This window comes from Streptomyces sp. NBC_00234 (genome assembly GCF_036195325.1).
Classification (GTDB): domain Bacteria; phylum Actinomycetota; class Actinomycetes; order Streptomycetales; family Streptomycetaceae; genus Streptomyces.
Genome location: NZ_CP108101.1, coordinates 2,486,110 through 2,511,955, shown reverse-complemented (window position 1 = coordinate 2,511,955; position 25,846 = coordinate 2,486,110). Strand labels below are relative to the sequence as shown.

Annotated in this window: 27 protein-coding genes, 1 tRNA gene and 1 pseudogene; 16 read left to right on the top strand and 13 right to left on the bottom strand. The window is 69.1% G+C overall.

Features of this window, described 5'->3' with window-relative positions; all coding sequences use genetic code 11:
- Positions 1-37 precede the first annotated feature (37 nt).
- The 3 genes from OG230_RS10940 to OG230_RS10930 form a co-directional block, all read right to left on the bottom strand.
- Positions 38-568, bottom strand: coding sequence for a DUF4383 domain-containing protein (locus OG230_RS10940; protein ID WP_328909977.1), 531 nt, complete (start codon positions 566-568; stop codon positions 38-40).
- Positions 569-994: 426 nt separating this feature from the next.
- Complete coding sequence (locus OG230_RS10935) at positions 995-2,362, bottom strand: hypothetical protein (RefSeq protein WP_328909976.1); 1,368 nt, start codon at positions 2,360-2,362, stop codon at positions 995-997.
- 71 nt (positions 2,363-2,433) lie between these two features.
- Entirely contained in the window at positions 2,434-3,210 is a 777-nt protein-coding gene (locus OG230_RS10930; RefSeq protein WP_328909975.1) for a DUF4097 family beta strand repeat-containing protein, read from the bottom strand.
- A 197-nt stretch (positions 3,211-3,407) separates the two neighbouring features.
- Here OG230_RS10930 and OG230_RS10925 point away from each other — a divergent pair.
- Positions 3,408-3,482: transfer RNA gene (locus OG230_RS10925), tRNA-Val, on the top strand.
- 55 nt (positions 3,483-3,537) lie between these two features.
- On the opposite strand, the gene OG230_RS10920 is transcribed toward OG230_RS10925, so the two are convergent.
- The 3 genes and pseudogenes from OG230_RS10920 to OG230_RS10910 all read right to left on the bottom strand — a co-directional run.
- A complete protein-coding gene (locus tag OG230_RS10920) occupies positions 3,538-4,707 on the bottom strand; it encodes a tyrosine-type recombinase/integrase (protein WP_328909974.1) in 1,170 nt (389 codons plus the stop codon).
- Positions 4,707-4,895 carry a helix-turn-helix domain-containing protein gene (locus OG230_RS10915; protein WP_328909973.1) on the bottom strand — a complete coding sequence of 63 codons (189 nt, stop codon included), beginning with the start codon at positions 4,893-4,895 and terminating at the stop codon, positions 4,707-4,709. The genes OG230_RS10920 and OG230_RS10915 overlap by 1 nt, the downstream gene beginning before the upstream one ends.
- Positions 4,892-5,806: pseudogene (locus OG230_RS10910) on the bottom strand (replication initiator); the annotation flags it as partial. The gene OG230_RS10915 and the pseudogene OG230_RS10910, both read right to left, overlap by 4 nt.
- 113 nt (positions 5,807-5,919) lie before the next feature.
- On the opposite strand from OG230_RS10910, the gene OG230_RS10905 reads away from it, so the two are divergent.
- Entirely contained in the window at positions 5,920-6,294 is a 375-nt protein-coding gene (locus OG230_RS10905; protein ID WP_328909972.1) for a hypothetical protein, read from the top strand.
- A 759-nt stretch (positions 6,295-7,053) separates the two neighbouring features.
- Positions 7,054-8,238, top strand: coding sequence for a cation:proton antiporter domain-containing protein (locus OG230_RS10900; RefSeq protein WP_328909971.1), 1,185 nt, complete (start codon positions 7,054-7,056; stop codon positions 8,236-8,238).
- A gap of 315 nt (positions 8,239-8,553) precedes the next feature.
- On the opposite strand, the gene OG230_RS10895 is transcribed toward OG230_RS10900, so the two are convergent.
- Positions 8,554-10,086, bottom strand: a complete 1,533-nt coding sequence (locus OG230_RS10895) for an alkaline phosphatase family protein (protein ID WP_328909970.1) — start codon at positions 10,084-10,086, stop codon at positions 8,554-8,556.
- 893 nt (positions 10,087-10,979) lie between these two features.
- On the opposite strand from OG230_RS10895, the gene OG230_RS10890 reads away from it, so the two are divergent.
- The 3 genes from OG230_RS10890 to OG230_RS10880 all read left to right on the top strand — a co-directional run bounded on the left by OG230_RS10890 (position 10,980) and on the right by OG230_RS10880 (position 13,006).
- Positions 10,980-11,585 carry a hypothetical protein gene (locus OG230_RS10890; RefSeq protein WP_328909969.1) on the top strand — a complete coding sequence of 202 codons (606 nt, stop codon included), beginning with the start codon at positions 10,980-10,982 and terminating at the stop codon, positions 11,583-11,585.
- A 450-nt stretch (positions 11,586-12,035) separates the two neighbouring features.
- A complete protein-coding gene (locus OG230_RS10885; RefSeq protein ID WP_328909968.1) occupies positions 12,036-12,398 on the top strand; it encodes a hypothetical protein in 363 nt (120 codons plus the stop codon).
- 158 nt (positions 12,399-12,556) lie between these two features.
- Complete coding sequence (locus OG230_RS10880) at positions 12,557-13,006, top strand: hypothetical protein (protein WP_328909967.1); 450 nt, start codon at positions 12,557-12,559, stop codon at positions 13,004-13,006.
- A gap of 997 nt (positions 13,007-14,003) precedes the next feature.
- Here the strand turns inward: OG230_RS10880 and OG230_RS10875 are convergent.
- The 3 genes from OG230_RS10875 to OG230_RS10865 form a co-directional block, all read right to left on the bottom strand.
- Positions 14,004-14,528, bottom strand: a complete 525-nt coding sequence (locus tag OG230_RS10875; protein ID WP_328909966.1) for a hypothetical protein — start codon at positions 14,526-14,528, stop codon at positions 14,004-14,006.
- 183 nt (positions 14,529-14,711) lie between these two features.
- Positions 14,712-15,197: a hypothetical protein gene (locus OG230_RS10870; protein ID WP_328909965.1), complete on the bottom strand. Its 486-nt coding sequence runs from the start codon at positions 15,195-15,197 to the stop codon at positions 14,712-14,714.
- 191 nt (positions 15,198-15,388) lie between these two features.
- Entirely contained in the window at positions 15,389-16,177 is a 789-nt protein-coding gene (locus tag OG230_RS10865; RefSeq protein ID WP_328909964.1) for an MBL fold metallo-hydrolase, read from the bottom strand.
- Between the two features lie 92 nt (positions 16,178-16,269).
- On the opposite strand from OG230_RS10865, the gene OG230_RS10860 reads away from it, so the two are divergent.
- Positions 16,270-16,872, top strand: coding sequence for an ABATE domain-containing protein (locus OG230_RS10860; protein WP_328909963.1), 603 nt, complete (start codon positions 16,270-16,272; stop codon positions 16,870-16,872).
- 282 nt (positions 16,873-17,154) lie between these two features.
- Here the strand turns inward: OG230_RS10860 and OG230_RS10855 are convergent, their stop codons facing one another.
- Positions 17,155-17,277 (bottom strand): hypothetical protein, encoded by a 123-nt coding sequence (locus OG230_RS10855; protein ID WP_328909962.1) that lies wholly within the window; start codon positions 17,275-17,277, stop codon positions 17,155-17,157.
- 611 nt (positions 17,278-17,888) lie between these two features.
- Between OG230_RS10855 and OG230_RS10850 the strand changes: the two genes are divergently transcribed.
- The 8 genes from OG230_RS10850 (at position 17,889) to OG230_RS10815 (ending at position 23,703) form a co-directional block, all read left to right on the top strand.
- Positions 17,889-18,740 carry a helix-turn-helix domain-containing protein gene (locus OG230_RS10850; protein WP_328909961.1) on the top strand — a complete coding sequence of 284 codons (852 nt, stop codon included), beginning with the start codon at positions 17,889-17,891 and terminating at the stop codon, positions 18,738-18,740.
- A gap of 122 nt (positions 18,741-18,862) precedes the next feature.
- Positions 18,863-19,078: a hypothetical protein gene (locus OG230_RS10845; RefSeq protein ID WP_328909960.1), complete on the top strand. Its 216-nt coding sequence runs from the start codon at positions 18,863-18,865 to the stop codon at positions 19,076-19,078.
- Positions 19,079-19,082: 4 nt separating this feature from the next.
- Positions 19,083-19,427 (top strand): hypothetical protein, encoded by a 345-nt coding sequence (locus tag OG230_RS10840; RefSeq protein WP_328909959.1) that lies wholly within the window; start codon positions 19,083-19,085, stop codon positions 19,425-19,427.
- Between the two features lie 130 nt (positions 19,428-19,557).
- Positions 19,558-19,995 carry a DUF7144 family membrane protein gene (locus OG230_RS10835; RefSeq protein ID WP_328909958.1) on the top strand — a complete coding sequence of 146 codons (438 nt, stop codon included), beginning with the start codon at positions 19,558-19,560 and terminating at the stop codon, positions 19,993-19,995.
- A gap of 1 nt (position 19,996) precedes the next feature.
- Complete coding sequence (locus tag OG230_RS10830; RefSeq protein ID WP_328909957.1) at positions 19,997-21,328, top strand: DUF1254 domain-containing protein; 1,332 nt, start codon at positions 19,997-19,999, stop codon at positions 21,326-21,328.
- 16 nt (positions 21,329-21,344) lie between these two features.
- Positions 21,345-22,709, top strand: a complete 1,365-nt coding sequence (locus tag OG230_RS10825; protein ID WP_328909956.1) for a DUF1254 domain-containing protein — start codon at positions 21,345-21,347, stop codon at positions 22,707-22,709.
- The gene (locus OG230_RS10820; protein WP_328909955.1) at positions 22,702-23,382 is read left to right on the top strand and encodes a GAP family protein; all 681 of its coding nucleotides are present in this window, start codon (positions 22,702-22,704) and stop codon (positions 23,380-23,382) included. Before OG230_RS10825 ends, OG230_RS10820 begins: the two co-directional genes overlap by 8 nt.
- Before the next feature lie 99 nt (positions 23,383-23,481).
- Positions 23,482-23,703: a DUF2277 domain-containing protein gene (locus tag OG230_RS10815; RefSeq protein ID WP_328909954.1), complete on the top strand. Its 222-nt coding sequence runs from the start codon at positions 23,482-23,484 to the stop codon at positions 23,701-23,703.
- Positions 23,704-23,738: 35 nt separating this feature from the next.
- Here the strand turns inward: OG230_RS10815 and OG230_RS10810 are convergent, their stop codons facing one another.
- Complete coding sequence (locus OG230_RS10810) at positions 23,739-24,398, bottom strand: DedA family protein (RefSeq protein ID WP_328909953.1); 660 nt, start codon at positions 24,396-24,398, stop codon at positions 23,739-23,741.
- Positions 24,399-24,581: 183 nt separating this feature from the next.
- Between OG230_RS10810 and OG230_RS10805 the strand changes: the two genes are divergently transcribed.
- Positions 24,582-25,232 carry a superoxide dismutase family protein gene (locus tag OG230_RS10805; protein WP_328909952.1) on the top strand — a complete coding sequence of 217 codons (651 nt, stop codon included), beginning with the start codon at positions 24,582-24,584 and terminating at the stop codon, positions 25,230-25,232.
- 78 nt (positions 25,233-25,310) lie between these two features.
- On the opposite strand, the gene OG230_RS10800 is transcribed toward OG230_RS10805, so the two are convergent.
- The gene (locus OG230_RS10800) at positions 25,311-25,757 is read right to left on the bottom strand and encodes a DoxX family protein (protein ID WP_328909951.1); all 447 of its coding nucleotides are present in this window, start codon (positions 25,755-25,757) and stop codon (positions 25,311-25,313) included.
- Positions 25,758-25,846 lie beyond the last annotated feature (89 nt).

Here is a 25,846-nt window from a genome sequence, read left to right as displayed (position 1 = left end):
CTGCCGCGCGGCGTCCGCCACGCACGCAAGACGCACCCTAGGACCTCTCGTGCCGGACCTCCGGCATCTGCGGGGGCCTCCGGCGCCGCGCTTCGTGCGCGGCCTGCTCGGGGTGACGGGCCTGCCAGTACGGGTTGTCGTGCGGCAGGCGGCCACTGACTCGGCCGTACATGCCGAAGAACATCAGCATCAGGCCGACCACGAAGCTGAACAGCACGTTCTGGATCTCGAACGCGAGGAAGTTGAGGCCCGTATCCAGCAGAGCGAGGTTGACGAACCCGCTCAGGATGAACGCGATCCCCAGGACCATGTTGAGTGTCGAGGCGACGTTGCCGCCGATCACCATCCCGACGAAGAGCAGCAGCCCCACGCAGATGGAGAGGACGCTGAGCGCGCCGTTGGTGCTGAGGCCCCCCACCTTGTCGCCACCGGTGTCGAAGAATCCGACCTTGTCGATGAGACCCAGAATGCCGAAGGCGAGCAGAACCAGCCCGGTCAGCCCGGCCCCGACGCGGTAGACCTGGCTGAGCCGGTGATCGACCGGCAGGTGCTCGTCGAGCCGGACCATCCTCGACCGCCGGCCCGCCGGACTCGGCGTGTGCCGCAGATGAGGGGCAGGTGGGGCAGGCGGGGCTTGATGGGCATGAGGGGCGTGAGAGGCGTGTGGAGCCATTCGAGCCTCCTTCGACCGCAGGCGGCGGACCCGCGGGCGCGCACCTGCGGCGCAATCTGCGAAGTCCCTAGGAGGTCACTTCTCTTCTTCGGCCTTCTTGCTTTCCACTACTTCAAGGATCAGCCCATGGACGCGTCCGGACAAACGCGGCGCTCACGCTGACGACGCGCGCCCCGGCGTTCAGGCGGTACGACGCGGGCCCGGGCGTTCAGGCGGACGACGCGAGCCCCGGCGTTCAAGCCGACGAACGCACCCCGACCCCCCGGAAGCACCGACCACGCCACCTTCCACACCACTTCCACGCCACTTCCGCGCTCCCCGTCAGGCCCCGCCCCCACGCTCCTCGCGGATGGCGGACACCACGCGGGTCACCGACTGCCGCACGGCCTCGGTCTCGGTCAGGAAGTGCCAGTAATCGGGGTGGCGCCCGTCCAGCCCCGCGACGGCGCGGTCCAGCCGGACGACGGCGTCGTCGAGCGGCCGGGCATGGCGCGGATCGGGAGTGTTGCGCCCGGCCATCGCCAGCCGCTGGGCGTCACGGATCGCGAAGCGGGTCCGCTGAATCTCCTGCTGCGGGTCCTTCGCCACCGCGTCCAGCCGCTGCAAACGGTCACCGGCGGCGGACACCGCTTCGTCGGTCGTGTTCAGCAGGGCGCGGACCGTGCTCAGCTGCGCCGTCGCATCGGGCCAGCGCTGCTCGTCGCGCGCCTTCGTGGCCTCCGCGAGCTTCTCCTCGGCCTGCCGGATGTTCACCACGGCCTGCTCCGGAACGGGCTGGAGGTCCTGCCAGCAGGCGGCCGAGAACCGCCGCCGCAGCTCGCTCAGCACCGGTTCGACCGATCCTGCGCGCGTCGTCAGCGCCTGGGCGCGGGTACGGAGCGAGACCAGCCGGCGGTCGATCTCCCTGGCCCGCTCCGGAAGCCGGTCCGCCTCGGCCCGTACGGCCTCGGCGTCCCGAAGAACCTGGTCGGCGCGCTGCAACGTATCCGCCACGCCGTGCCGGCCGGCGCCCTGATTGAGCCGCGTCAGCTCGGGCGCCAGAGCCGCCAGCCGCGCCGCGAGGTCGTCGGCGCGCAGCCCGGAGGCCCGTACGGCATCAAGGGCATTGCTCGCCCCGAGCAGCGCCTGCCGTGCACGCTCCACGGCCGGCGCGAGCCGGGCGAGCTGCGTCTCCGCGCTGCCGAGCAACGGCCCGAGACCTTGCGCGAACCGGTCGAGCTCGCTCTTGACCCGTACGAGCTCGTCCTTCGCCTTCGTCAGCTCGGTCGCGGCACGGGCGGCGACCGCCGGTTCGAGATCGTGGCGGTCGAGGTCGTGGGCGTCGACGGCCGTGATGTACGCATGGCTCACCTCGTCGATCCGCCGCCCCAGCGCGGCGAAGTCGTCGACGGCCTGGCGGGCCCGGGGAGAGCTGTCCACGGCGGTGATGGTCTCGATGGAGATCAGCAGATCGCGCTGAGCGGTGTCGAGCTCCAGGAAGGCAGCCGCGGCGGCGTCCTTCGCCGCCTGGGCGTCCGCCCGCTGGTTCTCACCACGACCACCGAACCAGCGACGCGTCCCTCCACTCGCGAAGGCGGCCGGCAGCGCGGCGGCCAGCAACGGGACCGGCAACACCATCAGAGTCAGGACATCCCTGACGACGGAACCCCCACCCGCTTTCGCCTGCGGCCGCGCGTGTGTCGCCGTCACATCCCTCTCCCGTGCCGTTTCGCCCTGCCCGGTTCATTCTCCCACCAGGTAAGGACGAACACACGGGTCGGTTAGTTCGCGCTTCGGACAGTGACTTCGCCGTTGTCGCTGCGCGCCTTCACCACGTGCGGGCTGTCGTCGCGGCGCGGGACCTTCACGGATACGTCCCCGTTGTCGGCCTCGGCGGTCACGGCGTACGAGTCCTCGCCCTTGGGCAGCTCGATGGTGATCTCCCCGTTGTCGCTGACGGTCTCCACCAGCGTCGGCACGCTGCTGAACGTCAGCCGCACGGAACCGTTGTCCGATTCGGCGTCCACGGAGGAGGCGGAGATCCGCTCCGCCACGACGGCACCGTTGTCGCTCACGAGCTTCAGGGGCCCACTGGAGTCCCGGACGACCACGCCACCGTTGTCCGAGGTGAGGTCGAGCCGCCTGTCGAACCCTGACGCGGTGATCTGCCCGTTGTTCCCGCGCACGGTCACGGCCACCCCGCGCGGCACCTTCACCCGGTGGTGCGCGTCGCAGTCACTGATCATCGCCTCGCACTCCACACCGAGGCGCAGGACACCGTCCTTCATCTCCCAGACGGCCTCGGGCCCGTTCCCCAGCACGACCCACCCGTCGAACCGCCGCGTCACCTCGACCTGCGACACATCGGCCGCAACGAGCTCCACACGGGAGTTCTCGGCATCGACGGTCAGCGTCTTCCCTCCGAGCGCGAACGCCTTGTGCTCGGCGGGAGCATCATCGACATCGGTACTCCCGCACCCGCTGAGGGCAGCAACGAGCACGAAGACCCCACCGGTGACGCCGAGCGTGCCGGTGAGTGCGCGGGTACGGAAGGTCATGGTGGTCGGTCCCCCTGATAGTGCCGCCGTTGTGCACTCACCGTATGTACTCCCCCCACCCCGGGGGATCCGGACGGCTACCGTCTTGGGGGTGGGGATATCCCCCGTAGACGTCCGCGGGACGGGGCGACCGGGGTGGACGGGGAACCGGTTTGCGGGGAGGGGCCGTGAGCCATGTAATCTGTTGCCTCATCCACGGGTGCGTAGCTCAGGGGTAGAGCGCTGCTCTTACAAAGCAGATGTCGGCGGTTCGAAACCGTCCGCGCCCACCAGTGCAAAGGCCCCCAACCGATCATGGTTGGGGGCCTTTGACATCTACTTCTGACATCAACGGGCGTGGTCACCCACGGTCGGGACCTGCCGCTTCAGCATGCGGTCCAGGTGACTCACGGCTTCGCGCTGGGTGTCCTGGACGACGTGGGCGTAGATGTTCATCGTGACGGCGATCTGACTGTGCCCGAGGATTTCCATCACGACGCGGGGCGGGACGCCGGCGGCGGTCAGCAGGGTCGCGCAGCCGTGCCGGGCATCGTGCAGCCGGATCACGCGGAGTCCGGCGGTGCCGGCGACGCGGGTGAACGAGCGGTACAGGTTGCGCGGCTCGATCGGCCGACCGGTCCGGGTGGTGAAGACGTAGCCGGTCTCCTCCCACTTGTCGCCAGCAGCTTCACGAGCGGCGGCCTGGCGCAGCCGTTCCCAGCGGAGCGGGGCGACGCAGAGGGCGGGCAGGGGGAGTGTCTGCTTCCTACGGCGCCCCTTGGGATCGTCTTCGTACGCCTCACCGCGGACGCGCTGCCGCTGGGTACGGACCCGGATCTCCCGCTTGTCGAGGTCCACGTTCTCCCACCGCAGGCCGACGATTTCCCCACGACGGAAGCCGAGCGCGATGGCGAGGACGAAGGCCGCGTAGAGCGGGTCCTTTCGCGCGGCCGTGAGGAAGGACAGGGTCTCGTCGAGCGACCAGGGCGACAGGTCCCGGGGCGTGGCGGAGGGAGGCTCCACGAGGGTGGCCACGTTCCGCATGACGAGCTCTTCCCGGCAGGCAGCAGTCAGGGCGGTACGCAGGACACGGTGGGATTCCTTGGCGGTTGCCGCGGTGGTCTGCTGCTCCAGGCGGACGAGGAAGCGCCGGATGTCGGCAACGCTCAGCGATTCGAGACGCTTGGACCCGAGCATGGGCACGAGGTAGAGCCGGACGTGTGTCTCGTACTTGGCGTACGTCGTGCGCTTGCGGCGCGGCTTGATGATGTTGTCCAGCCAGTACGGCAGCCACTCGGAGATCTTGGCCGACCGTGTGGGCACGGGGACGCCCTGGTCCACTTTGCCGAGCAGGTCACGGCGCTTGGTGTCGCACTCGGCCCAGGTCTTGCCGTAGGCGAACTTGCGGGCACGGGTGCCGTCCGGCTGGAGGACGTAGACCGCGGCTTGGAAGCGGCCGTCTTTGCGCTTGGTGATGGTGCCCGCGCCGTTGGGGTTGCGCTTGCGCTGGGGAGGCATCAGGCCGCTTCCTCGATCTCGTGGACGATGAAGTCCCGCACGGCGTCGGCGGGGATGCGCCGGGACCGGCCGATGGTGATCGAGGTCAGTCGGCGCGAGCGGATCAGGTCGTAGACCGTGGAGCGTCCGAGCTTGAGCCGAGCCATGACCTCAGGCACGGTGAGCAGTTCGGCGGTTGCGATGGTCATGCTGCGGCTCCTTCCAAAGCGAGGGCTTCGCGTGCGGTTTCTCGGTTGTGCTGCAGGCTTCTGGCGATCGAGGCAGCTAGGACGGATTCGCCGGGGCTGTGGCCTTGTCCGGCGTACTGCCAGTCGGTGAGGACGAGGACGGTCGGGTCCTGGTCCGGGTCGCGCAGGCCGAGTTCTTCGCGCTGCTGGGCAGCTCGGTAGTCGGCGCGGATCTGGCGGAGTGCGCCGAGGGTGGTGGAGTAGCGGCGGGACTTGGAGGAGAAGTGGCCGCGGAAGCCGAGCATGTGAGCCCACGCGCTCAGTCGCCGGTCGGGGTAGAGGTGATCGAGGTCGAAGCAGGCTTCGATGAGGCGGCGCGGGTGGTCGGGTACCTCGAGGAGGACCAGGGCCTCACGGTTGCCGACGCGGCGGTCGATGGTGCCGGTTGTCTCGGCGGCTTTGGTGGCGTACTTGGCGACGTAGGAGGCGACGGCCTGTTCGGTGATGTCGGTCCCGACGTCGAAGGCGCGGATGGGACGGATGTCGAGCTGGGTGCCCCAGCGGAGCGGGCGTGCGGGTTGGTCGGCGGCGGCCGGGACGGTGACCGTCGTGTACGAGTGCGCGGCAGCGGAGCGGATGGAGTCGTCGAGCAGCTGCACGGAGGCCCATGAGGGCGGTGGGCTGTCGGCTCCTTCGGGGCCGTCGAGTCGGATGACGGCGTGGAAGTGGACGGCGCCGCGCTTTTGGAACTCGGCGACCTTCCCGTATGAGACCCGTGCGGTTTCCTTGAGTTCGCGTTGGGTGAGGCCGGCGCGGGCGGCGATCTCGCGGCGGAGGCGGTTGGTGAAGCGCTGCCAGAGGTCCCCGGCGTGGTTGTTGAAGAGGACGGCGCCCGTGTAGTCGTAGGAGTCGGGGTCGAGCGGAGTACCGAGGAGATCACCGAGCGGATGGCCGAGGTCTACGCGATCCGCCTCCACGATGCCCTAGACGGTGCAGGCCCTCACGTCCGCAGCCACGACGGCCGATACCTCCTGAGGAACTCCGCATGAATCTGAGACCTCAGCCGCCGACGGGAGCTAAGCCGGTCAACGAGTTGCACGACGTCTACGACTTCTTGGACCAAGTCCGTATGAGGCCGGGGATGTTCGTACGCGGAGGGTCACTCTTGGAGCTGCAGGCGATCCTGTACGGCTACCGAGTCGCCTCCGAGATCTACAGCTCCCAGCCGATGACGGACTTCGAGCACACAGGCCCGTTCGCAGAATGGCTGTGGCCGCAGCTCGGCCGGAGCCACAGCAGCCCAGTGGGGTGGGCCGTCGAGATCACAAAGGCCGCAGACACAGTGGACAAGTCGGCTGTAGAGCTGCTCTTCGACCTGCTGGACAAGTTCAAGGCCGAGCACCGCCCAGAGGCGCGGTAAGACTTTCTCTACTTCATCAAGACCCGCGCACGGCGCGGGCGCGCGTCGCCTCAGCGGCGCGGCCCGCCTCTGTCTTCGCCCCGGCTGGCCGCGCCCGGCGGCGCGCTACGTGCTGCGGGCTGAAGCCAGAAGTCATCCGCGGCTCAAGGACATGCCTCCGGCGGGGGCGCTCAGACTCCGGGATGGTTGGGGCGCCGTTCGCGGGTGCCGGCGGATTCGTGGTGAGCGTGGTGGGCTCCCATCCCGACCACCTTCGACCCAGGCAGAGCCGAGCAGCCGCGGCCCAGGGCGTCAAGGTCGTTCGTACAGTGGCGCGCTCCACCTTGACGCCCTGAACCACGACCGCTCCACGGAGTGTGGGCCGAAGGCGGACGGGATGGGAGCTAGGGCGAGTGGAGGAATGCGGGTAGCTGCGGCAGAGCGATCGGCCCGCAGACTTGGACGATTCGCCGTACTTGCGCAGCTACGCCAGGCGAAAGCGCGGCCAGGTCAGCTGCCGTTGCTCCATTGGTGTGCTGATCAGACCTCCATTGGGACGCCACGCCACCTGCGCTTCCTCAACCCGTGAAACAGTCAGAGCAGACATGAGGACCGCCTCCCGCTCCTAACTCCCCAGTGTGGAGGAGAGCGAACCCATCCAGCTCTCGAAACCCGCTTGCTGCATGAATCACCGGTGGGCGCGGCGGGCTCGCCACCTGGTGATGTCGGTGTCTGTGGGAGATGGGGCAGAAGTTGAGTACTGATCAGATCTTGTCCGGCGTGGGCCTGATCCTGGTGCTCGCGGTGGGCTCTCAGCTGTTGGCGTCCGTGCTGCGCATTCCAGCGCTGATCGTCCTTCTTCCGGCCGGGTTCACTGCTGGCGCGCTTACAGACAACGTCGATCCGGAAAAGCTGCTGGGCTCGGCCTTCCAGCCGCTGGTCTCGCTTGCGGTGGCGCTGATCCTCTACGACTCAGGGCTGGGCCTGCAGTGGGGAAAGCTCAGAGGGCGTGCCCGCCGTGTGGCGCCGCGGCTGGTGATCTGGGGGGTGCCGGTCACGTTCGCACTTACCGCCGTGGTCGCTGGCCCGCTGCTCGACATGTCTGCCAAGGCGGCAGTCATGACCGGGGCGATCCTGGTGGTGTCCGGGCCGACAGTGGTGGGGCCGCTGCTGGCTTTCATCCGGCCGACCGACAACGTCCAGCGAATCCTGTCCTGGGAGGGCTCGCTGATCGACCCAGTCGGCGGTGTTCTCGGCGCCGTGGTGTTCGCCGAGGTGACGTCGAGTTCGCGTCACGGAGTCGGCCACGCGCTGGGGCAACTATTTCTGTCCATCGGCATCGGCGTGGCCGGCGCAGTGGTCGGCGTCGCGGTGTTGTGGTTCTGCCTGTGCAAACTCAAGCTCGACGATGTGCTCCGTGCCACCGTTCAGCTCGCCTGTGTGGTCGCTGTTGCGGCTGTCTGCGACATTTTGCATGACGATTCTGGGCTCACGGCCGCCATCCTCATGGGTATTGCGGTGGCCAATTTGCCCGCCTTCGACATGCCGACCCGGCGGCCGTTGTCCGAGACCCTGGTGCAACTGCTGATCGGAATTCTGTTCGTTTCCATCTCGGCCACCGTCACCCCCGAGTCGCTGCACGGCCTCGTCCTGCCCACTCTCGGCCTGGTGGCTTTCCTGGTGGTGGTGGTTCGCCCGTTTGTGGTCTTCGGCGCCACCATCGGGACCGGTCTGACCAGCGGGGAGCGCCTGTTCCTGAGTTGGATGGCGCCGCGCGGCATTGTCGCTGCGGCCACCGCGTCGACCTTCTCGGCACAGCTGGTTTCCCAGCACATCGGTGGCGCCTCGAAGATCCTTCCGGTCACTTTCCTGGTCATCATCGCGACAGTAGCCCTCTACGGTCTGACCGGCGTCCCAGTGGCCCGGCGCCTCGGTGTCACCCGACCCGGACCGCAGCCGGAGTGATCAGGGGCTACCGCCGAGCTCTTTCTCGTGGCAGCCGTGCCAGCTGCGTGCCAGAACAGGTGGGGAAGAGGGGGTAACAGCGGTTACTGCGACGCGTATCCCAGATCAGCAAAGGCACGCTTACGCGCAGGCCAGGGCCCTGGGGTAGCTTGACCGGCCGGTGATTCCCAAGCTCAGAGCGCGAGTTCGATTCTCGTCACCCGCTCTCAGGCCCGGAGCCATCGCGTCCCCCCGCGCGCCCGTGCGGTCGAGGCTGGGCGGGGAACCACGGGGAACCGCCGACTAGCTGCGGGATCTTAGAAACCGGTGCGCTGCTCAGCCCTTCAACTGCGGGAACAGGTCGTCGAGCAGGCCGTGAACCGCGTCGAGTGCCTGAGACCCCGTGGCGGTGTTCAGGTCGACGGGTGGTGTCGACACCCCGAGTTCCTCGCCGATGGCTATGACGCCGGCGAACAGGGGCTTGGCATGGCTGCCGAGCGGTGCGTCCAGCGGTACGAGCGATTCGTGCAGCGGGGGAACGGGCTGGGCGATCGCCGTCGGCCAGTTCTCCTGGGCGCGTGGGGTGTCGAGGGTGAAGACGTCGGTGATCGGTCGTGCGGCGGCGTCGCGGGCCGTGAGAGGGGCGAGATTCCATCTGTCGCGCAGTGTGGTTATGACGGATGTGGCCCAGTGCTCCTGGGTGACGACCGTGCGCTCGGGGATCCAGGCGGAGACGGCGATCGTGGGGATGCGTACGCCGAGCCGGTCGAAGCGGAAGTCGTACTGGCCTGCGGGTGCACCCGTGGTCGGGGCGGGTGCGAGGCCGGGCGGCACGTGGTCGTAGGTGCCGCCGTGTTCGTCGAACGTGACGAGCAGTGTCGTGTTCAGGTGGTTCGATCCGTGCGGGGACGACGCGGAGCGGACGGCGTTGTAGATCCGTGCCAGCAGGTCCTCACCGCCGAGGAGGCTGGACGGGGGATCCCACACCAGTCCAGGCGCCGCTGACCAGAACGGCGGGTGCATGTCGTTGTGGTCCCAGCCGATGATCTGCGGCTCGATGAAGGAGTAGTGGGGCAGCTCACCGCGTTCGGCATCCTCGAAGAACTGGTCGGTGGAGAAGAAGTTGGTCGCGAACCGCTCCCTCAGCCGAGGGGCGTGGATGAGGCCCGTGAGCGAGTAGCGCGAGGGCGGGTCGCAGTAGACACGCCACTCCAGACCTGCCGCGTCGAGACGCTCGAAGATCGTCTCAGCCGTGTTGTCGCGCACGAAGTCGGAGCCGTCGCCCATGTTCACGACCAGCCCCGAGGCACTGCCGGCATGGAAGAAGGACCGGTTGGTGAAGGTCTGCGAGGGCACGTCGCAGAACCAGTGGTCGTAGGTGGCGAAGCCCTTGGCCAGAGCGGAGATCACCGGCATCTGGTCGGGTGTGTAGCCCGCCATGATCTGCCGGTACTCCTGGAAGAACGGCTGACGCCCCGTGCTCGCCCACCACGTGCTGATGTAGTCGGCCACAAACCCGTCCATGGTGGGCCGCGTCCCGGCCGGGGGCGCGTTGTAGGGCGGGCGGAACCCGGCCGCTCCTGGTGTGTCGAGCACGTTGAACAGCTGGGTGTTCACGTGCGGGTACTCCTCGCCCGGGTCCAGACTCGGGGTGTTCATCGTGGCGGCGACGTCGTAGTGCACCTTGCCGCGCTCCGCGCCGTCTGCCGCCCATTCCGGGATGGGGTTCGACAGGTTCTTGCCCAGGACACCCTCGAAGGAGGCGACCTCCCCCGGTTCGTACAGACGCCCCAGGAGATTGTCGAACGACCGGTTCTCGAACATCATCACGACGAGGTGATCCAGCGCGTTTTCACGGGTGGGCGTCACATCCATCACCTCGGTATCCCGCAGTCCCGCATGGACCCGTCGGGCTCGGTGGAAGCGCGAGCGCAACAGCCGTCGGCGTCCGGCACCTCTCAGAGACTCGGCACGCTCACACAATGCTGACGCAATTCTCCACCGCATCATCCGTACGCGCATTCGGACGGCACTGATCAGCCAGAACCGTTCTACGATCAGCGACAGGCACACGTCGACAGCCCCCAGCGAGCGCTGTGCCGATAGTTCGCATTGAGTGGCAGCCTGACATCCACAGCTGACATCAACGACGGCGCACAACGGCAGCACCGGACGGTCATCAGCAGCGACGAAGGCCGTGCTGCGAGCGGGATTGGCAGCCGTCCGGTCGAACTTACAAAGCAGATGTCGGCGGTTCGAAACCGTCCGCGCCCACCAGTACATAGGCCCCCAACCGATCATGGTTGGGGGCCTATGGCGTCTGCCTCTGGCGTCAACGGATGCGGTCACCCACGGTGGGGTTGCTAGGGCTGCAGCATGCGGGCCGGGTGACCAAGGGCCTCGGGCTGAGGCCGGTTGTTACGGGTTTCTCTGCCGTCAAGGCACCCGGCTGGCTTTGCGCTCTGCCGGGAGCGGCTCCGGATGGCTCGGGCTGTGCTGATGGCGCTATCTGAATCTGAATCTCCTCACCTTGCGCTCGGCGGGGGGACGGAGCTGCTCTCCGAAGTTCCCCACCTGCAGGCCACTGTTCTGCAGTCAGCGGAGTCCCCGGGCCTGCGGATTCGCCCGTTGGCCGTCGATTCGGGGCCACGCTTCGGCAGTCGTATCCCCTGGGTACGCACGGCCCCTACGGGACACATACCCGGGTTCGGTGGGTGACGCCCCCGATGGGCCGGGGGCTGGCGGGCTGTGAGTCTGCCGGTATGACCTCCAAACTCGTGGGCGTGCAGAGCCCCGCCCTCATTGCTCCGCTCCTGCTGGTGCTCTACGGTCTGCTGCGATTCGTCGACGGGTTAGACGGGGAGCATGGACCTGGGCTCGCCTGGAACCTCGGACACACTCTGTTCTTCATCGGCTTCGTACTCTTCGGCGTGGTGACGGTCAGGCTGCGTCAACTCGTCCCCGCCGCCACCATGCGCACGCGTCTCCTCGCGAACGTGGCCGCAGCAGTCAGCCTGTTCGGCGTCGCCTGTTTCCTCTGGGTGATCCTCGGTGATCTGTTCGCGGACCTGGACACCGCGGCGCCATTGCCTGAACCGCTGGAGCTGATCGGCCCACTTGCGTTCCAGTTGGGCTGGCTCACCTTGCTGGTCATGCTGGTTGCCGCCAAACCGCGTCTGCTGCCCGCTTGGAGTCCCCTGCTGGTACTCGTGGGCTTCCTTCTGTTCGCGGCCAACCTCGACCTGCTGCCGATCGGCGCGTTGCTCCTTGTGGCCGGACTGACTCCTGTGGCCCGCATATCCAGTCCACCGTCCGCCACGGCACCAAGGACACCCGGCCTACCGGAAGAGAATCCGTCTTCTCGTTGAGGGCGGAACCGGATGGTGAGTGAAGAGCGGCCCTGGTCATTGGCGCTTCGCAGCGGCCGTTCGGATCCAGGGCCTCAGTTCGCATCAGGTTCACCTTTGCACCATGTGGCCGGATCGCTCCCTTGTCCCCGCTTCGTGTGCCTGTCACACAGTTAGTAGGTGGGGAAATCAGGGAGGGGACGAGGGATGTATGAGTTGGGTGAGGAACAGGCTGTGCCCTCGGCTTGGGCAGTCGCGCGATTTGGGCGCAGCGCCGGCGCGCTCGCCGGGGCGCTTCCGGTTCAGCTGGCCCGGGCGCACGCTCGCGCTCATGCCGTACACCTAACTGCCGGGTTGAAGAAGCGGAGCCCGTACGGCTCCACCCTTGCCGAAGCGGTGCGCGAGAACTTGGCAGACACGGCACGGGTTTTGGAGGAGTCCGTCAGAGACGTACGAGGGTACGAGTACGCCGTGATCAACGATCACGCGCTCTTCCCATTCAGGTACGCCGACCGGCCGAGGCCCATTGATCAGGCTCGTCTCGCTTCCAATACTTCCCCTACGCGGCGCCGTTTGTTTCGGGCGCACGGCCCGGAGCCGCAGGACGGCCTCTTCGAGCTCGACGACGACCTGACAACGGACGACTACCTGGATCTGCACGAAGCCTTCGAGGAGTTGGGTGCTTCCACGAAGCTCGTGTGCGTGTTCTACACAGCAGATCCGGAGAGCGGCATCCATGCGATCCATTGGGGCGACGCACACCTCGAGCCCGACCGCACCTTCACGTGGCCCTACAAGGAACAGCTCCCGGTTGCTCCTCAGATGCTCGCGTAGCCGACTGTGTCCCGAATCGCATGCCGGCTTCCCCGTGCCATCGCGTGTCAGTCGCGTGCCGGATAGTGCGGTCAGTGGCGGTCTTGGGGCGCAGAGGGGGACGACGTTCCGGCGAAACTGATGTGCCGGGGAACCGCTTCACGTGGTGACATGCGCTCATGAGCAGAATGGCGCAGGTTCTCGTCCTGGCACAGTACGAGGACGACGTGATGGAGCCGCTGACGCGACCCGACGAGGCGCGCACCTGGCACGGCCGTTTCGAGCAGATAACCGATTGGTTTGTCGGCGGGTGGTACCTCGAGTTCTGCCGGTCGTATCAGCGCCGTGGGGTCCTCGCGGACCTGGAGGCGCTGCCGTGGAACCGGCCGGAATGCGTTCAGGTCATGCTCCACGACGAAGATGACGACTGCTTCGGGCTATGGATGTTCCATGACGGCGCGCTGGCCGAGGTGTTGATCCCGCGCACACAGCGGGTCCACGTCGCGCCGCCGTCCTGGAGAAGCGACAGCCCCGATCCCGGCTGTCTGTGGCGGACGGACGGGCCGGACTCAAGGAGGCTGCCCGCGCACTCTCCCGAGCACGAGCAGGACCCGCGACTGTCTTGGTAGTGAGGGCTGGTGGTGCCCCTAGGTCAGGCCCGGTACCGGGGGAGTGTTAGACCCTTGGGGGGCGGTGCTGCCATGCAGGAGGCACTCTGAGCGCGTGTATCGAGGGCAGCAGCCACGTCCGTGCACGTCCGAACGGATGGTGAGCCCGAGTCCCTTACCGGCGGCAAGCCAGCCATGCAAAGATCACGCCTGGCGGCCATCGAGTCGCACACTTGTTGCATGGGGGACGGGACTTGCTGTGGATGTCGTCGGATGGACCGTGTTGGGCCTCTACTGGCTGCTGACGTTCGTTCCTGGCATGGCCGCCATCTGCGTCGGGTGGGTCTCCCCGTGGTTCAGGAGGACGGTTGCGTCGCCGCGACTTGGTGGCTGGGCGGATGTCTGCGCAGGCGTCGGGGGCACGCTCGTTGTCGGTCCTGTGCACCGCCACTTGGAAGCGACATCAATGTCGACTTTCACCACAGCCGTGGGCTTCTGCTTCCTCCTCAGTGCCTTCGGCCTCTACCGGCGGTCCTACCGGCCCTGGTCGTCGGGGGCAACGGCGTACCAGTACGCAGCAGCCCCGGCCGTCCACGCCGGTGCTGTACAGCAGCGAGATGCGGCAACCACCGAGCTCGCAGTCGACCCACACCGGCCGCAGAAGCCCAACTGACCTGATTGCGTACCCCATTGACCGTGTGTCCATGGTTCGCGTCGAGGGGTGAGCTGCATGTCCAACTGCGGGACAACGCCAGCGCGCAGCGGGCAGCGGTCGAGGGGGTTCGGTCGACGTCCGCGGCTGCGTTGGCCGCCGGTAGCCGTGGGTGCAGGAGCGGATCCTGCCGGGGAGCGGAATCATGCTGTTGACCAGCGTGGATGCCTCGCGAAAAGAGCGGTGGGCAGGCCCGCTTTGACTTTGCTTCCTGCTGCTCGTATCGCCCTCTGCCGACTCGGTGGAACCGCCTCCGAGCAAGCCAACCGGACCCGTGGCCGGATCGTGGCCGTTGTCGCTCGGTTCTCAGGGCTCCACGCCGCAGCGTCGCGCAAGTGCCTTGAGGCGTTCGAGTTCTCGTCGTGCTGCGGTCAGGTGGGCGAGGTCAAGGGCCATCCCGGCGCGGGCGGAGATGTAGAGGATGTCCTGGCGGGTGGCGGCGTCGAGGCCGGGGGCGGTCCGGAGGCGGCGGCCCGTGACGCTCAGGTAGATCGCGATGCTGTCGAGATCCTCGCGCAGGTGCAGAGGAAGCACCTGCCGCAGTTCGTCCTTCGCGTAGTCGTGCGCCTGCCGGTCCGCTGCGCAGGGGTCAGGCAGCACGGGAGCCCAGGGAAGGCCGGCTTCTCGGGCGTCGTCGTACATCTCCGCCACCAAGGCGCGCGCGGACGTGAGATCGCCCTCGGCGGCTGCCGCGCGGGCCGACTGCAACGTGGAGCGCAGTCGTTCACGGACCTGAGGATCCTCGCCGGTCCGGGCGTTCAGATAGCTGGACCACACGTCGAACGCCTTGCTCAACTCGGCATCCAGCATGATCTTGTACACGTCCGGCACTCCGCCGCCCCTCCGTCAGGCCCGTCCCGGCATGGGTGGGCGCGGACAGGATAGGCCGGGTGCTGATCGGGATGCCTGCGAATTACCTGGTGCAGCGTGCGGGAGCGCCTGCGTCGGCTGAGATGCCCGTGACCAGCAGTTAGGGGGCAGGCCGCGGTCTTACGGTGCCGGCGACCGACGGGGCTATGGCTGCTCTCTCGTCAGGACGTATGTGCTGCGGGAGTCGGGGTCGCCGAAGAAGAAATAGAGCTCCAGTTCCCCCTTGTGGTCGCGCCGCAACTCGAATGTCCACGTGTAGGTATCGGGTGCCGGGGCGGGTTCGGCCAGCTCGCCCGCAGGCTCGGCCGGATCCGGCGCGCGAGTGGCCCGGGCCGTGCGTGAGGTGAGAGCCATGCGGACATGCTGACCGTCGTTCCACCCCATGGGCTCGTCGGTCAACTCCCACGTCCCCGTGCCCGACAGCCGCCACCTGTCGTCGAAGTCGAATTCCTGCCCGTCCAGGAGGTGGATGACGGCCTTTCCGTCGGGCCGGAGAGTGACCTCCGTGTGGTCGACGCAGAGCCACGAGCCCGCTATGTCCGACCGCTTCGCGCCATGCAGGGCCTCCACCTCGTCGTACATGTGTGGATTGCATCCCACCAGCACGAACAGGCAGGCGACAAGGCTCACGGCCCGGCACCTTGCCGGGCCAGGTGACTTGGTCTTCACGATCCGGCCCCTCGGCTCGGTGCCACGAACGACTGCGGTTCGACCGGTCGCCGAACGCGTACACGTCATCCTGCCAGCGTAAATGAACATGTTCAACTTCGCTGTCGGCTGTGCGCGTGAGTCCTGCGGTGCCGGTCTGTCGTGCCGCTGGTTCAGGCCCGGTGGCCCCAGTCCAGACGGGCGGACAGACCTGCGGTGGCGAAGGCGGTTGTCAAGGTGTCGTGGCCCTCGGTGAAGTGGGCCCAGCTGTCGTAGTGGACCGGTATCACGCGGCGGGCGTCCAGGAGTTGGGCGGCCTCGGCGGCCTGGGTGCTGTCCAGGACGAGCGGGGCGCCGTCGAAGAGCATGGGGAAGCGGGGGGCTCCGGCGAAGAGGAGGGCGGTGTCGATCGTGGGGAAGCGGTCGGCGATCTCCTTGACCGCGTCGAGTGACGCGTTGTCGCCGCTTATGTAGACGGTGGGCAGGCCCTCCCCGGTCAGGACGAATCCGACGACCTGGCCGGAGACCGGCTCGATCTCCTCGTGTGTGCCCGGGCCGTGGATCGCGGGGACGCCGGTGACGGTGACCGTGCCGCCGTCGGGGCGGTTCAGTTCGACGGATTCCCAGTCGGCCAGCCCCTTGGCTCCGTCCCCGAGGCGCTGGCTCGCGCCGGGGGTGGTGAGCGTGAGCGGGACGGTGGCGAGCAGGGCGCGGCCGGAGTGGTCGAGGTTGTCCGCGTGCTCGTCGTGCGAGAGCAGGACGACGTCGACGGGGCCGAGGTCGCCAGGGCCGGCGGTGGACGGGTCCGTCTTGGTCAGGGTCGGGCCGGCCGAGGGGTAGTCGCCGGGGCCGTCGAAGGTCGGGTCGGTCAGGAAGCGCAGGCCGCCGTACTCGAAGAGGGCGGTCGGGCCGCCGAAGACGCGGACGGGGAACTGGTCGGTCGTTGCGGGGAGAGACGGCATGGCGACAAACACCTCACGGATAGTTGGTGGGTTAACCGTGAGATGACTGTAGCCATTTCTCACGGATGCGCGCAAGCCTTACCATGAGGAGCATGAAGGAGTCCGTGACGGAAGAAGCCGCAGTGCCGCCCGCGCAGGGCGAGGAGGAGCACCCCTCCCTCGCCCTCGCCAACAGCGCCGTCACGCTGCCCGGCGGGCACACGATCGACCTCCTCGGGGCTCCTGAGCAGGCGAACCGGTGGCTGACGCAGCGCGGCCTCGCCCCGGTCGACGCCGGCATGCGGGACATGTGCGCGGCTCAGCTGCGTTCGATGCGCGAACAGATCAGGTCACTGCTCGCCGCCCGCGTCGACGGGGTTCCCGCCCTTCCCGCCGCGGTCGCCGCCGTCAATGACGCGATGACCCGTGTGTCCACGGCCCCGCTCCTGCAGTGGGACGCGCAGAGCGGTCCCTACCGTGCGGCCCCCCACCCCACCACCGCGATCGTCGACCACGCCCTGGCGACCCTCGCCGCCGACGCGGCCGACCTCCTCACCGGCCCTGACGCGGAGCGCCTCACCGCCTGCGGTTCCAGCCCCTGCAACCGCTATCTGCTCCGCCACGGCCGCCGCCACTGGTGCTCCGTCCGGTGCGGAGACCGTGCCCGGGCCGCCCGCGCCTACGCCCGGCGCACCCAGCCCGGGGCGGTGGAGTGACGAGTCCGCCGGGGTCGGGGCCTTCTCGTCCGCGCTCGCACTTTGCGCAGTGACCGGGCCGGCCGTGGCGGGTCGCGGGCATGGGCGGGAGCACGCGTCGTCCGCGCTGGGGTGGGAGTGGGGCGTGTCGGGGTTCGGCGACGGCGGTGGGAGTGGGGCGTGTCGGGGTCCGGCTACGGCGGTGGGAGTGGGGCGTGTCAGGGTCCGGCTACGGCGGTGGGATGCGCGTCGAATCCCGGGCGCCGACGCCGACTTCGTGACCGGAGGCCGACGTGCGGGGCGTCACTCCGGACCCGCCCCGCTCGGCCGGTCCGTGTACCGGGGCATTCCGTTGTTCGCCACGTATCCCGGCTGACTGTTCCCGCAGCCCCAGCAGGTCCACCAGCCACCGGCGTTCTTGCTCATCTGGCCTCCGCACTTGCCACATTGCATGCGGCCTTCCTCTCTCATGCGTGGAGCGACCCGGGGTCGTGCAGCGCAGGTGCCCGGTGACGGTGTTGCTCTGCGCGGTGGGGGCCGTCATGGCGACTGGACGGCTCTCGGGCCGAACCGGTGCGGCGGGTATGCGGAGTTCGGATCTGCTCCCTCCGGCGGAGCCGCGTCCGCCCGGCGGTGCGCGACGCGCACGGCCGGGCCGTCGCCGTCCACGTCGTCCGCTTGCGCTCCCTCGTACGTCTTGATCGTCATCACCGGTGTACCCCCGTCGCACTCGGTCAGCAGCAATAACGCCGACCGTAGGGAGGGTTGGTGCGCGCGGGGCGGCAATGTGCAAGGTTGTGCACGCATGTCATCCGTCAGGGTGAGAGGCGGGAACGCGCTCTTGACCCGACGCGCTGAGAACGTCAGCTTGGTGCACCACAGTGCACCGACCCCGTGCACCTGCTGCGCGGCCCCACATGTCCGCATGAGCCTCGGAAGATCGTTGAAGCAGTGCGTGGATGACTTCGAAGCGGTGGGGAACCAGCCGTGCCGTACAGCCGGTTCGACCTCCTCCGACAGGAAGCACCCGTACCAGCATGCCCAACTCCCCGTCGTCCTCCGCCCAGGCGGCCCGCGAAGGTGTGGCGCGGCAGCTTCGTGAGCTCCGGCGGGACGCCGGGCTGACCGTTGCGCAGCTCGCCGCCCAGTGCGGGTGGCACCACGCAAAGACGTCCCGGATCGAGAACGCCAGGACACCGCCCTCGGCCCGGGACATCCGTGGCTGGTGCGACGCCTGCCGGGCGGCGGCGCTGGCGGACGGCCTGATAGCCGCCTCGCGGCATGCCGAGACTCTCCACACCGAGTGGCGCCGCAAGGTCCGCACCGGGCTGCGGCAGCTCCGGGACGGCCATGCGCCGCTGCACCGGTCCACCCGTGAGTTCCGGGTGTACTCGCCGACCGTCGTGCCCGGCCTCGTACAGACCGACGCGTACGCCGCCGCGCTGCTCGGCACGAACGCACGGCTTCTCGGTGTTCCCGGCGGCGGAGCCGGGGCGGCCCCGGCCCGCGCCGAGCGGTCGCAGCTCGTCCGGGAGCCGGGACACCGGTGCCTGCTCCTCGTCGAGGAGCCGGTGCTGCGCTTCCAGTTGGGCGACGCCGATGTGGTGGCAGGGCAACTGGGACATCTGCTGTCCGTCGGGGCCCTTCCCTCGGTGTCGCTGGGCGTCATCCCCATGGCGACGGGCGAGCGGGCCGTCCGGCCGCAGGAGACGTTCCACATCTACGACGACACCCTCGTCTCCGTTCAGCTTCTCTCCGCGCAGCTGAACATCACGCAGCCGGGCGAGATCGCGCTCTACCTGAAGGCGTTCGAGCAACTGCGGAGCATGGCCGTGTACGGGGCCGAGGCCCGTGCCCTGATCGTGAAGGCGATCAGCGCCCTCGGCTGACCCCGGCCTGATCCAGCTGACCCCGGCCTGATCCGAACGAAAGACCCTGGGGGTCCGCACAGGTCACAGCCCGGTCGTACCTACAGGATGCGCCCCGGCCGGGCTGGAGGCACCGTGGATACATGTCTGGTCATCCGCCCGTCATCGTGTATCCGCCCTCGACCACCGGAGGGCGGCGGGTGACCGTGCACGGGCAGATCGTCGGGCTGGCGCACGGGCGCGGCGACGTGGCCTCGTTCCTGCGGCAGGCCGGTTTCGCAGCGGGGGCGGAGGAGATCGATCTCGATCAGCCGGCGCTGATCGAGTGGCGCGGTGGAGATCTCGACACCTGGAGGTGAGCCCGTGATACGTCGTCGTGGGCACAGGGGGGCGGTCTCGGTCGAGCCTCCGCCCGGGTATTACGAGGGCGCCGGCACGCCGCCCGACGCGCTGCGGCGCAGCCTGATCCTCGACTGGGTGGTGAACCAGCGGATCGCCGACGGCTGGCGCGTGGAGTCGCGGTCCGGGACCCAGGCGGTCCTGGTGCGCGGACAGCCCGTGAACCATGTCCTGCACGCCATCCTGACCGTCTTCTCGTGCCTCCTCTGGGGTGCCGCGTGGGCGGCGGTGGCCCTGACGAACCGGGTCGAGCGGGTCGCGCTGACCGTGGACGCCCAGGGTCACATCGTCACCGTCACCGCGCCGTGAGCATTCACCTGTTCGGGTGCGGCCGAGTGGCCGGGCCACGGCGGGGCGCGCAGGGTCGGTTCTGAATCTGCAGGACGTGAATGCAGGACAGATCCGCAGGCCGGTGTGCCTGCGTGGCGAAGGAGTTCCCATGTCACAGTCAGCACCCACGCCCGGCAACACCCGGCAGGCGCCCGCCGGCGGCAGCGGCAGCGCATGGGCTGCCGGAGGAACGATGTTCGCCGGTGTTCTGCTGCTCGTGGACGGTGTCCTCTCGATCATCAAGGGCATCGCCGGTATCGCTACCGACGATGTGTACGCCCGAATCAACAACTACGTCTTCAAGTTCGACGTCACCGCCTGGGGCTGGATCCACCTGGTCCTCGGCGTGATCCTGCTGATCGTCGGCGCGAGCGTCCTGAAGGGCTCCGCCTGGGCCCGTGGCGCGGGTGTCGGGCTGGCCGCGCTGAGCATCATCGCCAACTTCATGTGGCTGCCGTACCAGCCGGTCTGGGCCATCGTCTCGATCGCCATCGGCGTCTTCGTGATCTGGGCCCTGTGCACCGACCACCCGAAGTCGGCCTTCTGACGTGGCCGCGGATCACGCGGCGGGATCTCTCACGGCCGAGGCGGCGCGCAGTACGGCCGCCTCGGCCTGGATCTGGGGATATCCGCTCCTGGAGAACTACCGCACGATGTACCCCCAGGCCATCGACCCGGACGATCCCCGGTCCGTCGGTGGCTTCGGCCGTTTCCGGCACTACTCGCAGCCGTTCACCCCGGCCAACACCGATGTGGTCACGCCGAACAACGACACCCCGTACTCCTGGGCCTGGCTGGATCTGCGGACCGGGCCGTGGGTGGTGTCCGTGCCCGCCGTGGAGCGCTACTACGTCCTGCCCTTCCACGACCTCGACACCTCGTACGTCGGATACGTGGGCGCCCGTACCACCGGGCAGAGCGCCGGGGACTTCCTGATCGCGGGACCCGGCTGGCGCGGCGACGTACCGGACAAGATCGCCGGGGTGCTGCGCGCGGACACCTTCCTGGTCGGAGTGCTCGGGCGTACGTATCTGGCGGGGCCCGGCGACGTGACGGCGCTTCGGGCCGTCCAGGGGCAGTACCGGCTGCGGCCGTTGTCGGAGTTCCTCGACGCGCCGGCGCCCCACCCGGTCGAGGAACCGGTGTGGCCGGTGTGGCGTGAAGAGGACCTGGACACCGCCGAGTTCTTCACGCTCCTCGACTTCCTGCTCCAGTTCTTCCCGGTGCTGGAGAGCGAGCGGGAACTGCGCGAGCGGCTGGCCGCGCTGGGTGTCGACGGAAGAGGGGAGTTCGAGCCCTCCGCGCTGAAGCCGGACGTCCTGGCCGCCGTGGAAGAGGGCATCGCCGACGCCCGGGCCACGCTGGAGGCGGCCAAGAGGGACGCCTCCGACTCCACCGGCTGGTTCGGTACGCGTGCCGAGCACGGCGACGACTATCTGACCCGCGCGGTCGGCGTCGACAAGGGCCTGTACGGGCTCCCGGCCGAGGAAGCCTGGTACGCGGGGTGGCTGCAGGACGACCGGGGCAACCGCCCACCGGACGCGTCCGCGCACGACTACACCGTCCGGTTCCCCCCGGGACAGCTGCCGCCGGCCCGGTTCTTCTGGTCGGCCACCATGTACCGGCTGCCCGACCGGCTGCTCGTCGACAACCCCGCCGACCGCTACTCGATCGGAGACCGTACCTCCGGCCTCGTCCACGACGCGGACGGCGGCCTGACGCTCTACGTACAGAAGGACCGGCCGCAGGACCCGGAGCAGGCGGCGAACTGGCTGCCCGCGCCCGACGGCCCCTTCACGATCGCTATTCGTGTGTACGGACCCCAATCCGCCGTCCTGGACGGCAGTTGGTCCATGCCGAAGCTCGCCGTGCGCGACTGACGAGAGGAACACCGAGGTGGAGACGCCCGAAGAACTCGTCGACCTGGCCGCCGATGCCTATGTCTACGGCTATCCGCTGGTCTTCGATCTGTCGATGGTCGATGCCTTCCTGCACAAGGGCTTCGGCGCACTGCCCCCCGCCCCGTTCAACCGGTTCGCCCACTCCGGCGAACTGGCGGCACCCGACTCACGCTTCGTGTCCGTCAACAACGACACCGTGTACTCGGTCGCCCAACTCGACCTGTCCGGCGGGCCGATCACGCTGCACGTGCCCGACACCGACGGCGCGTACTACGTGCTCCAGTTCGTCGACGTGTGGAGCAACAACTTCGCCTACGTCGGCCGCCGCGCCACAGGTACGGGCAAGGGCGACTGGCTCGTCGTGCCGCCCGGCTGGTCGGGCGGCGTGCCCGACGGCGTCAGCGGGGTGATCGACGCGCCGACCTCCGTCGTCACGGTGGTGGGCCGCAACGCCTGCGCCGGGCCGGAGGACCTGCCCCGGGTCCAGGCGCTCCAGCGGCAGTTCTCGCTCAGCCACCTCGACTCGGCGCCGCACCGCACCGGGCTGCCCCGGCCCGATGCCGGCGTACCGGAGGCGCTGCGGTTCTTCGAGCAGCTCCGGGTCTGGATGGCGGACTTCCCGCCGTCCGCCGAGGACCAGGCCTACCAGGACCGGTTCCAGCCGCTGGGGCTCCTGGAGGAGGGGCCGTCGCCGTACGTGCCCGCCGGGCCCGACCTCGTGCGGGCGCTGACGGAGGGCCTGGCGCGGGGCAAGGCGCGCGTGGAGGCGGCTGCCCGGCCGGCTCCGGAAGCGGACCGTGGGTCGCCCGGGGCCTGGGACGCCAATCCGCATCTCTTCGACTACAACCTCGACCACTTCGGCGTCGGAACGATCGACTCACCGGAGTGGAAGATCGCGGACCGGGAGACGTCCTACCTGGTCAGGGCGGTGGCGGCGCGGACCGGGCTGTGGGGGAACCACGGCTACGAGGCGGTCTACGCGAACACCTTCCGGGACTCCGAGGGCCGGACGCTCAACGGGGCCCACTCCTATGTCCTGCGCTTCGAGGAGCCGCCGCCGGTCGACGCGTTCTGGTCGGTGACCATGTACGACGTCCCCGACTACTACCTGGTCGAGAACCCGGCGGGCCGCTACTCGATCGGCGACCGGACGCCCGGACTCGTGTACGCAGCCGACGGCTCACTCACTCTGTACCTGTCGAAGGACGGGCCGCAGGACCCGGAGCAGGCGGCGAACTGGCTGCCCGCACCGGACGGGGACTTCCGGCCCATTCTCCGGCTCTACACCCCCCGGCAGGCCGCCCTCGACGGAAGCTACGTCATCCCGGTCATCGAGCGGGTGGAGGAGGGCCTTGGGTGATGCGATCGGGCAGATGCTGGCCTCGGCCGTCGGTATCGCCATCAGCCCTCTGCCTCTCATCGCGGTGATCCTGATGCTCGCCACCCCGCGCGGCCGTTCCAACGGCATCGCCTTCACCCTCGGCTGGACGGTGTCGCTCGCCGTGCTGGTGACGGTGATCGTGCTGGCCGGGTCCGGGGCGGACGCCTCGGGGGGCGACGACGGACCGGCCACCTGGACGCTGTGGCTGAAGCTGGGCCTCGGCGTGCTCTTCCTGCTGCTCGGCGCCGAGCAGTGGAGGGGACGGCCGCGGGACGGCCAGGAGGCGGAGCCGCCCGGCTGGATGAAGGCCATCGACTCGTTCACCCCGGGGAAGTCGGCCGGTCTCGCCGCGGCACTCGCCGTCGCCAACCCCAAGAACCTCGTGCTGGCCGTCGGTGGCGCCGTGTCCATCGCTTCGAGCACGGCGGGAGCGGGCGGCAAGGCCGTCGCCGCCGTGCTCATGGTGGTGATCGCCTCGCTGTGCACCGTGCTGCCGCTGGGGGTCTACCTCTTCGGCGGGGCGAAGTCCTCGCAGGTCCTGGGGGAGTGGAAGGCGTGGATGGGCCGCCACAACGCGGCGATCATGACGACCTTGCTGGTCGTCCTGGGTGCGAAGTACATCGGGGACGCCACCAGTGGGCTGACCGGCTGAGGCGGCCGACGGCGGACGTGGGCGGAGGGACGCCACGGTCGACGGCGGAAGGCGCGCTGCCGTCCTGCCGCTGTCAGTGGGGCGGTACACACTGGATTCATGTGCCGCAGCATCAAGACCCTTCGCCCACCCGCCATGCCCGAAGAGGCCACCGAGGAGGACATGCGGGCCGCCGCCCTCCAGTACGTGCGCAAGGTGTCCGGCTTCCGTGCGCCGGCGGCGCACAACCGTGAAGCCTTCGACCGTGCCGTCGACGAGATCACCGAGGCCACCCACAAACTGCTGGACAGCCTGGAGGTGCGGGGCGCCGCCAAGAGCTGAAAGGCCCGGGGGAACAGGGGGAAGCGTGCGCCCGGTCAGGGGCCGGCGGCCACCGCCGGGGCCGGGGACTCGACCGCTGCCGAGGGGCGGCGTACGACCAGCGCCGCCAGCGCGCCCACCAGGAACAGGCTGAGGACGGAGACCGCCGTGCCCAGCCAGGTGGCCCCCAGCCACTGGCCGCCGAAGTAGCCGAGGCTCACGCTGTAGCCGGCCCAGGCGACACCCGCCAGCGCCGACCAGGGCAGGAATTCCTTCACCTTGCGATGTGCGGCGCCCGCGCCGAGGGAGACCACGGAGCGGCCGGCCGGTGCGAAGCGCGCGATGACGACGAGCGCGCCCCCACCGCGGCTCAGCGCGGTGCCGAGACGTTCCTGCGCCGTGGTGAGACGGCGCGAGCGCGCGATGGCACGGTCCAGCCGGTCGCCGCCGCGCCAGGCGAGGCGGTACGCGACGAGGTCACCGAGCACCGAGGCCGTGGCCGCGCACAGGATCAGCGCGAGGAGCGACGGGACCTGCTGCGTCGCCGCCCCGGCCGATCCGGCGACCGTGGTCGAGCCGGCGGCGGCGGCCGTGGCCGCCATGATCACCAGGACTCCGCTGGGGAGCACGGGCAGGAAGACGTCCAGGAGTACCGAGAGGGCGACCACTGCGTAGATCCATGGGCTGCCGGTCAGCGCACCCACACTCTCAAGCACCTTCTGCTTCCCCGATTCCGTCTCAAGGCCGCGACCTCGCGGGAAAGGGGACTTCCCCGGCTCGTCAGGAGCGTGGGGAAGGCGGGGTCGGCAGCCAGCTGTACAGCGTACGCCCGCGGTTTACCTGGACATCACCTTGGGTGGGTGATGTTGTGCAGCTCACGTGCACCTTGGGGAGGGTGCGTGACGGCAGAGGGAGGGGACGGCGAGATCAGGGAGCAGGACATGGTGGCAGCAGGGACGTTCGTGCGGGCAGTGGGGGCGGTGGCGGGAGCCGCGGCCCTGGTGATGCTCACCGGTGGGGCCAGCGGCGCCCGTGAGGTGACCGCCGCGGAGGGGGTGGGCGCCGCGAGCCGTGCGGGCGATGTCCGTGGGGGCGGGGTGTGGATGCGGGCGCAGGGGTCGTTCGCGCCGCCGAACGCGTTCGTTCCGTCCAGTGCGGTCACGTACGCCATGGACCGTGTCCCTGCGGCGGCCGGGATCGAGATCGGCCAGCACTCCGACGAGTCCGGAACGGCGGTATGGGCCCGGCTGAGCGGGCTGGTCCCGAACCGCGCGTACGGCATGCACGTGCACACCTCGCCCTGCGGTGCCGATCCGAAGGCGGCGGGGCCGCACTACCAGCATCGCGCGGAGGGCCACGCCGACCCGGCGAACGAGGTCTGGCTCGACTTCAGGACGGACGGCGAGGGGAACGGCGAGTCGTGGGTCCTGCACGACTGGAGCTTCCGGGAGGGCGGCGCCCGGTCGGTGGTGATCCACGACGAGCAGGGCGGTGCGGGTGACCGGCTGGCCTGCTTCACCGTGCCGTTCGGTTCGTACGGGCGGGGGTGAGTCCTCGGGGGCGCGGGGCACGCGCCGGAGCGTCCGGCTCCCCGGGGCGGCGGGGAGCCGGACGCGGTCGCCGGACGGTCAGACCGCGACGGCCGACGTCTGTTCGCGCGGGCGCTCACCGTCGTGCGCGGACTCGCCGCGCGAGAAGAGGAGCCGGTCGGCGGCCAGGGCGCCCGGGCCCGTGAAGACCAGCAGCAGGAAGGCCCAGCAGAACATCGCCGACGCCTCGCCGTTGTTCTGCAGGGGGAGCAGGGCCTCGCTCTGGTGGACCTTGAAGTACGCGTACGCCATGGAGCCGGAGGCGACGAAAGCGGCGGCGCGGGTGCCGAGGCCGAGCGCGACCAGGACTCCGCCGACGAGCTGGATCACCGCGGCGTACCAGCCGGGCCAGGTCGCGGTGGGAACGCTGTTGCCACCGAGCACTCCGAAGAGCGAGGCGGCGCCGTGGCAGGCGAAGAGGAAGCCGACGACGACGCGGAACGCCGCGAGCGCGTAGGGCTGGGCCTGGTTCAGGCGTATGGACATGGGGGAGGGCTCCTTCGGTCTGGTGGGGGACGTGAACCGATTGCCGACTGAGCGCCTCAGGTTAGGGATGCCTTTCTGTTACTTGCAAG

Bases quoted from the DNA above. Each gene is read 5' to 3' on its own strand.
- OG230_RS10940 (WP_328909977.1), bottom strand. From the start codon at position 568: ATGGTCCGGCTCGACGAGCACCTGCCGGTCGATCACCGGCTCAGCCAG.
- OG230_RS10930 (WP_328909975.1), bottom strand. From the start codon at position 3,210: ATGACCTTCCGTACCCGCGCACTCACCGGCACGCTCGGCGTCACCGGT.
- OG230_RS10920 (WP_328909974.1), bottom strand. From the start codon at position 4,707: ATGCCTCCCCAGCGCAAGCGCAACCCCAACGGCGCGGGCACCATCACC.
- OG230_RS10915 (WP_328909973.1), bottom strand. From the start codon at position 4,895: ATGACCATCGCAACCGCCGAACTGCTCACCGTGCCTGAGGTCATGGCT.
- OG230_RS10905 (WP_328909972.1), top strand. From the start codon at position 5,920: ATGAATCTGAGACCTCAGCCGCCGACGGGAGCTAAGCCGGTCAACGAG.
- OG230_RS10890 (WP_328909969.1), top strand. From the start codon at position 10,980: ATGACCTCCAAACTCGTGGGCGTGCAGAGCCCCGCCCTCATTGCTCCG.
- OG230_RS10880 (WP_328909967.1), top strand. From the start codon at position 12,557: ATGAGCAGAATGGCGCAGGTTCTCGTCCTGGCACAGTACGAGGACGAC.
- OG230_RS10865 (WP_328909964.1), bottom strand. From the start codon at position 16,177: ATGCCGTCTCTCCCCGCAACGACCGACCAGTTCCCCGTCCGCGTCTTC.
- OG230_RS10860 (WP_328909963.1), top strand. From the start codon at position 16,270: ATGAAGGAGTCCGTGACGGAAGAAGCCGCAGTGCCGCCCGCGCAGGGC.
- OG230_RS10855 (WP_328909962.1), bottom strand. From the start codon at position 17,277: ATGAGCAAGAACGCCGGTGGCTGGTGGACCTGCTGGGGCTGCGGGAAC.
- OG230_RS10850 (WP_328909961.1), top strand. From the start codon at position 17,889: ATGCCCAACTCCCCGTCGTCCTCCGCCCAGGCGGCCCGCGAAGGTGTG.
- OG230_RS10845 (WP_328909960.1), top strand. From the start codon at position 18,863: ATGTCTGGTCATCCGCCCGTCATCGTGTATCCGCCCTCGACCACCGGA.
- OG230_RS10835 (WP_328909958.1), top strand. From the start codon at position 19,558: ATGTCACAGTCAGCACCCACGCCCGGCAACACCCGGCAGGCGCCCGCC.
- OG230_RS10815 (WP_328909954.1), top strand. From the start codon at position 23,482: ATGTGCCGCAGCATCAAGACCCTTCGCCCACCCGCCATGCCCGAAGAG.
- OG230_RS10800 (WP_328909951.1), bottom strand. From the start codon at position 25,757: ATGTCCATACGCCTGAACCAGGCCCAGCCCTACGCGCTCGCGGCGTTC.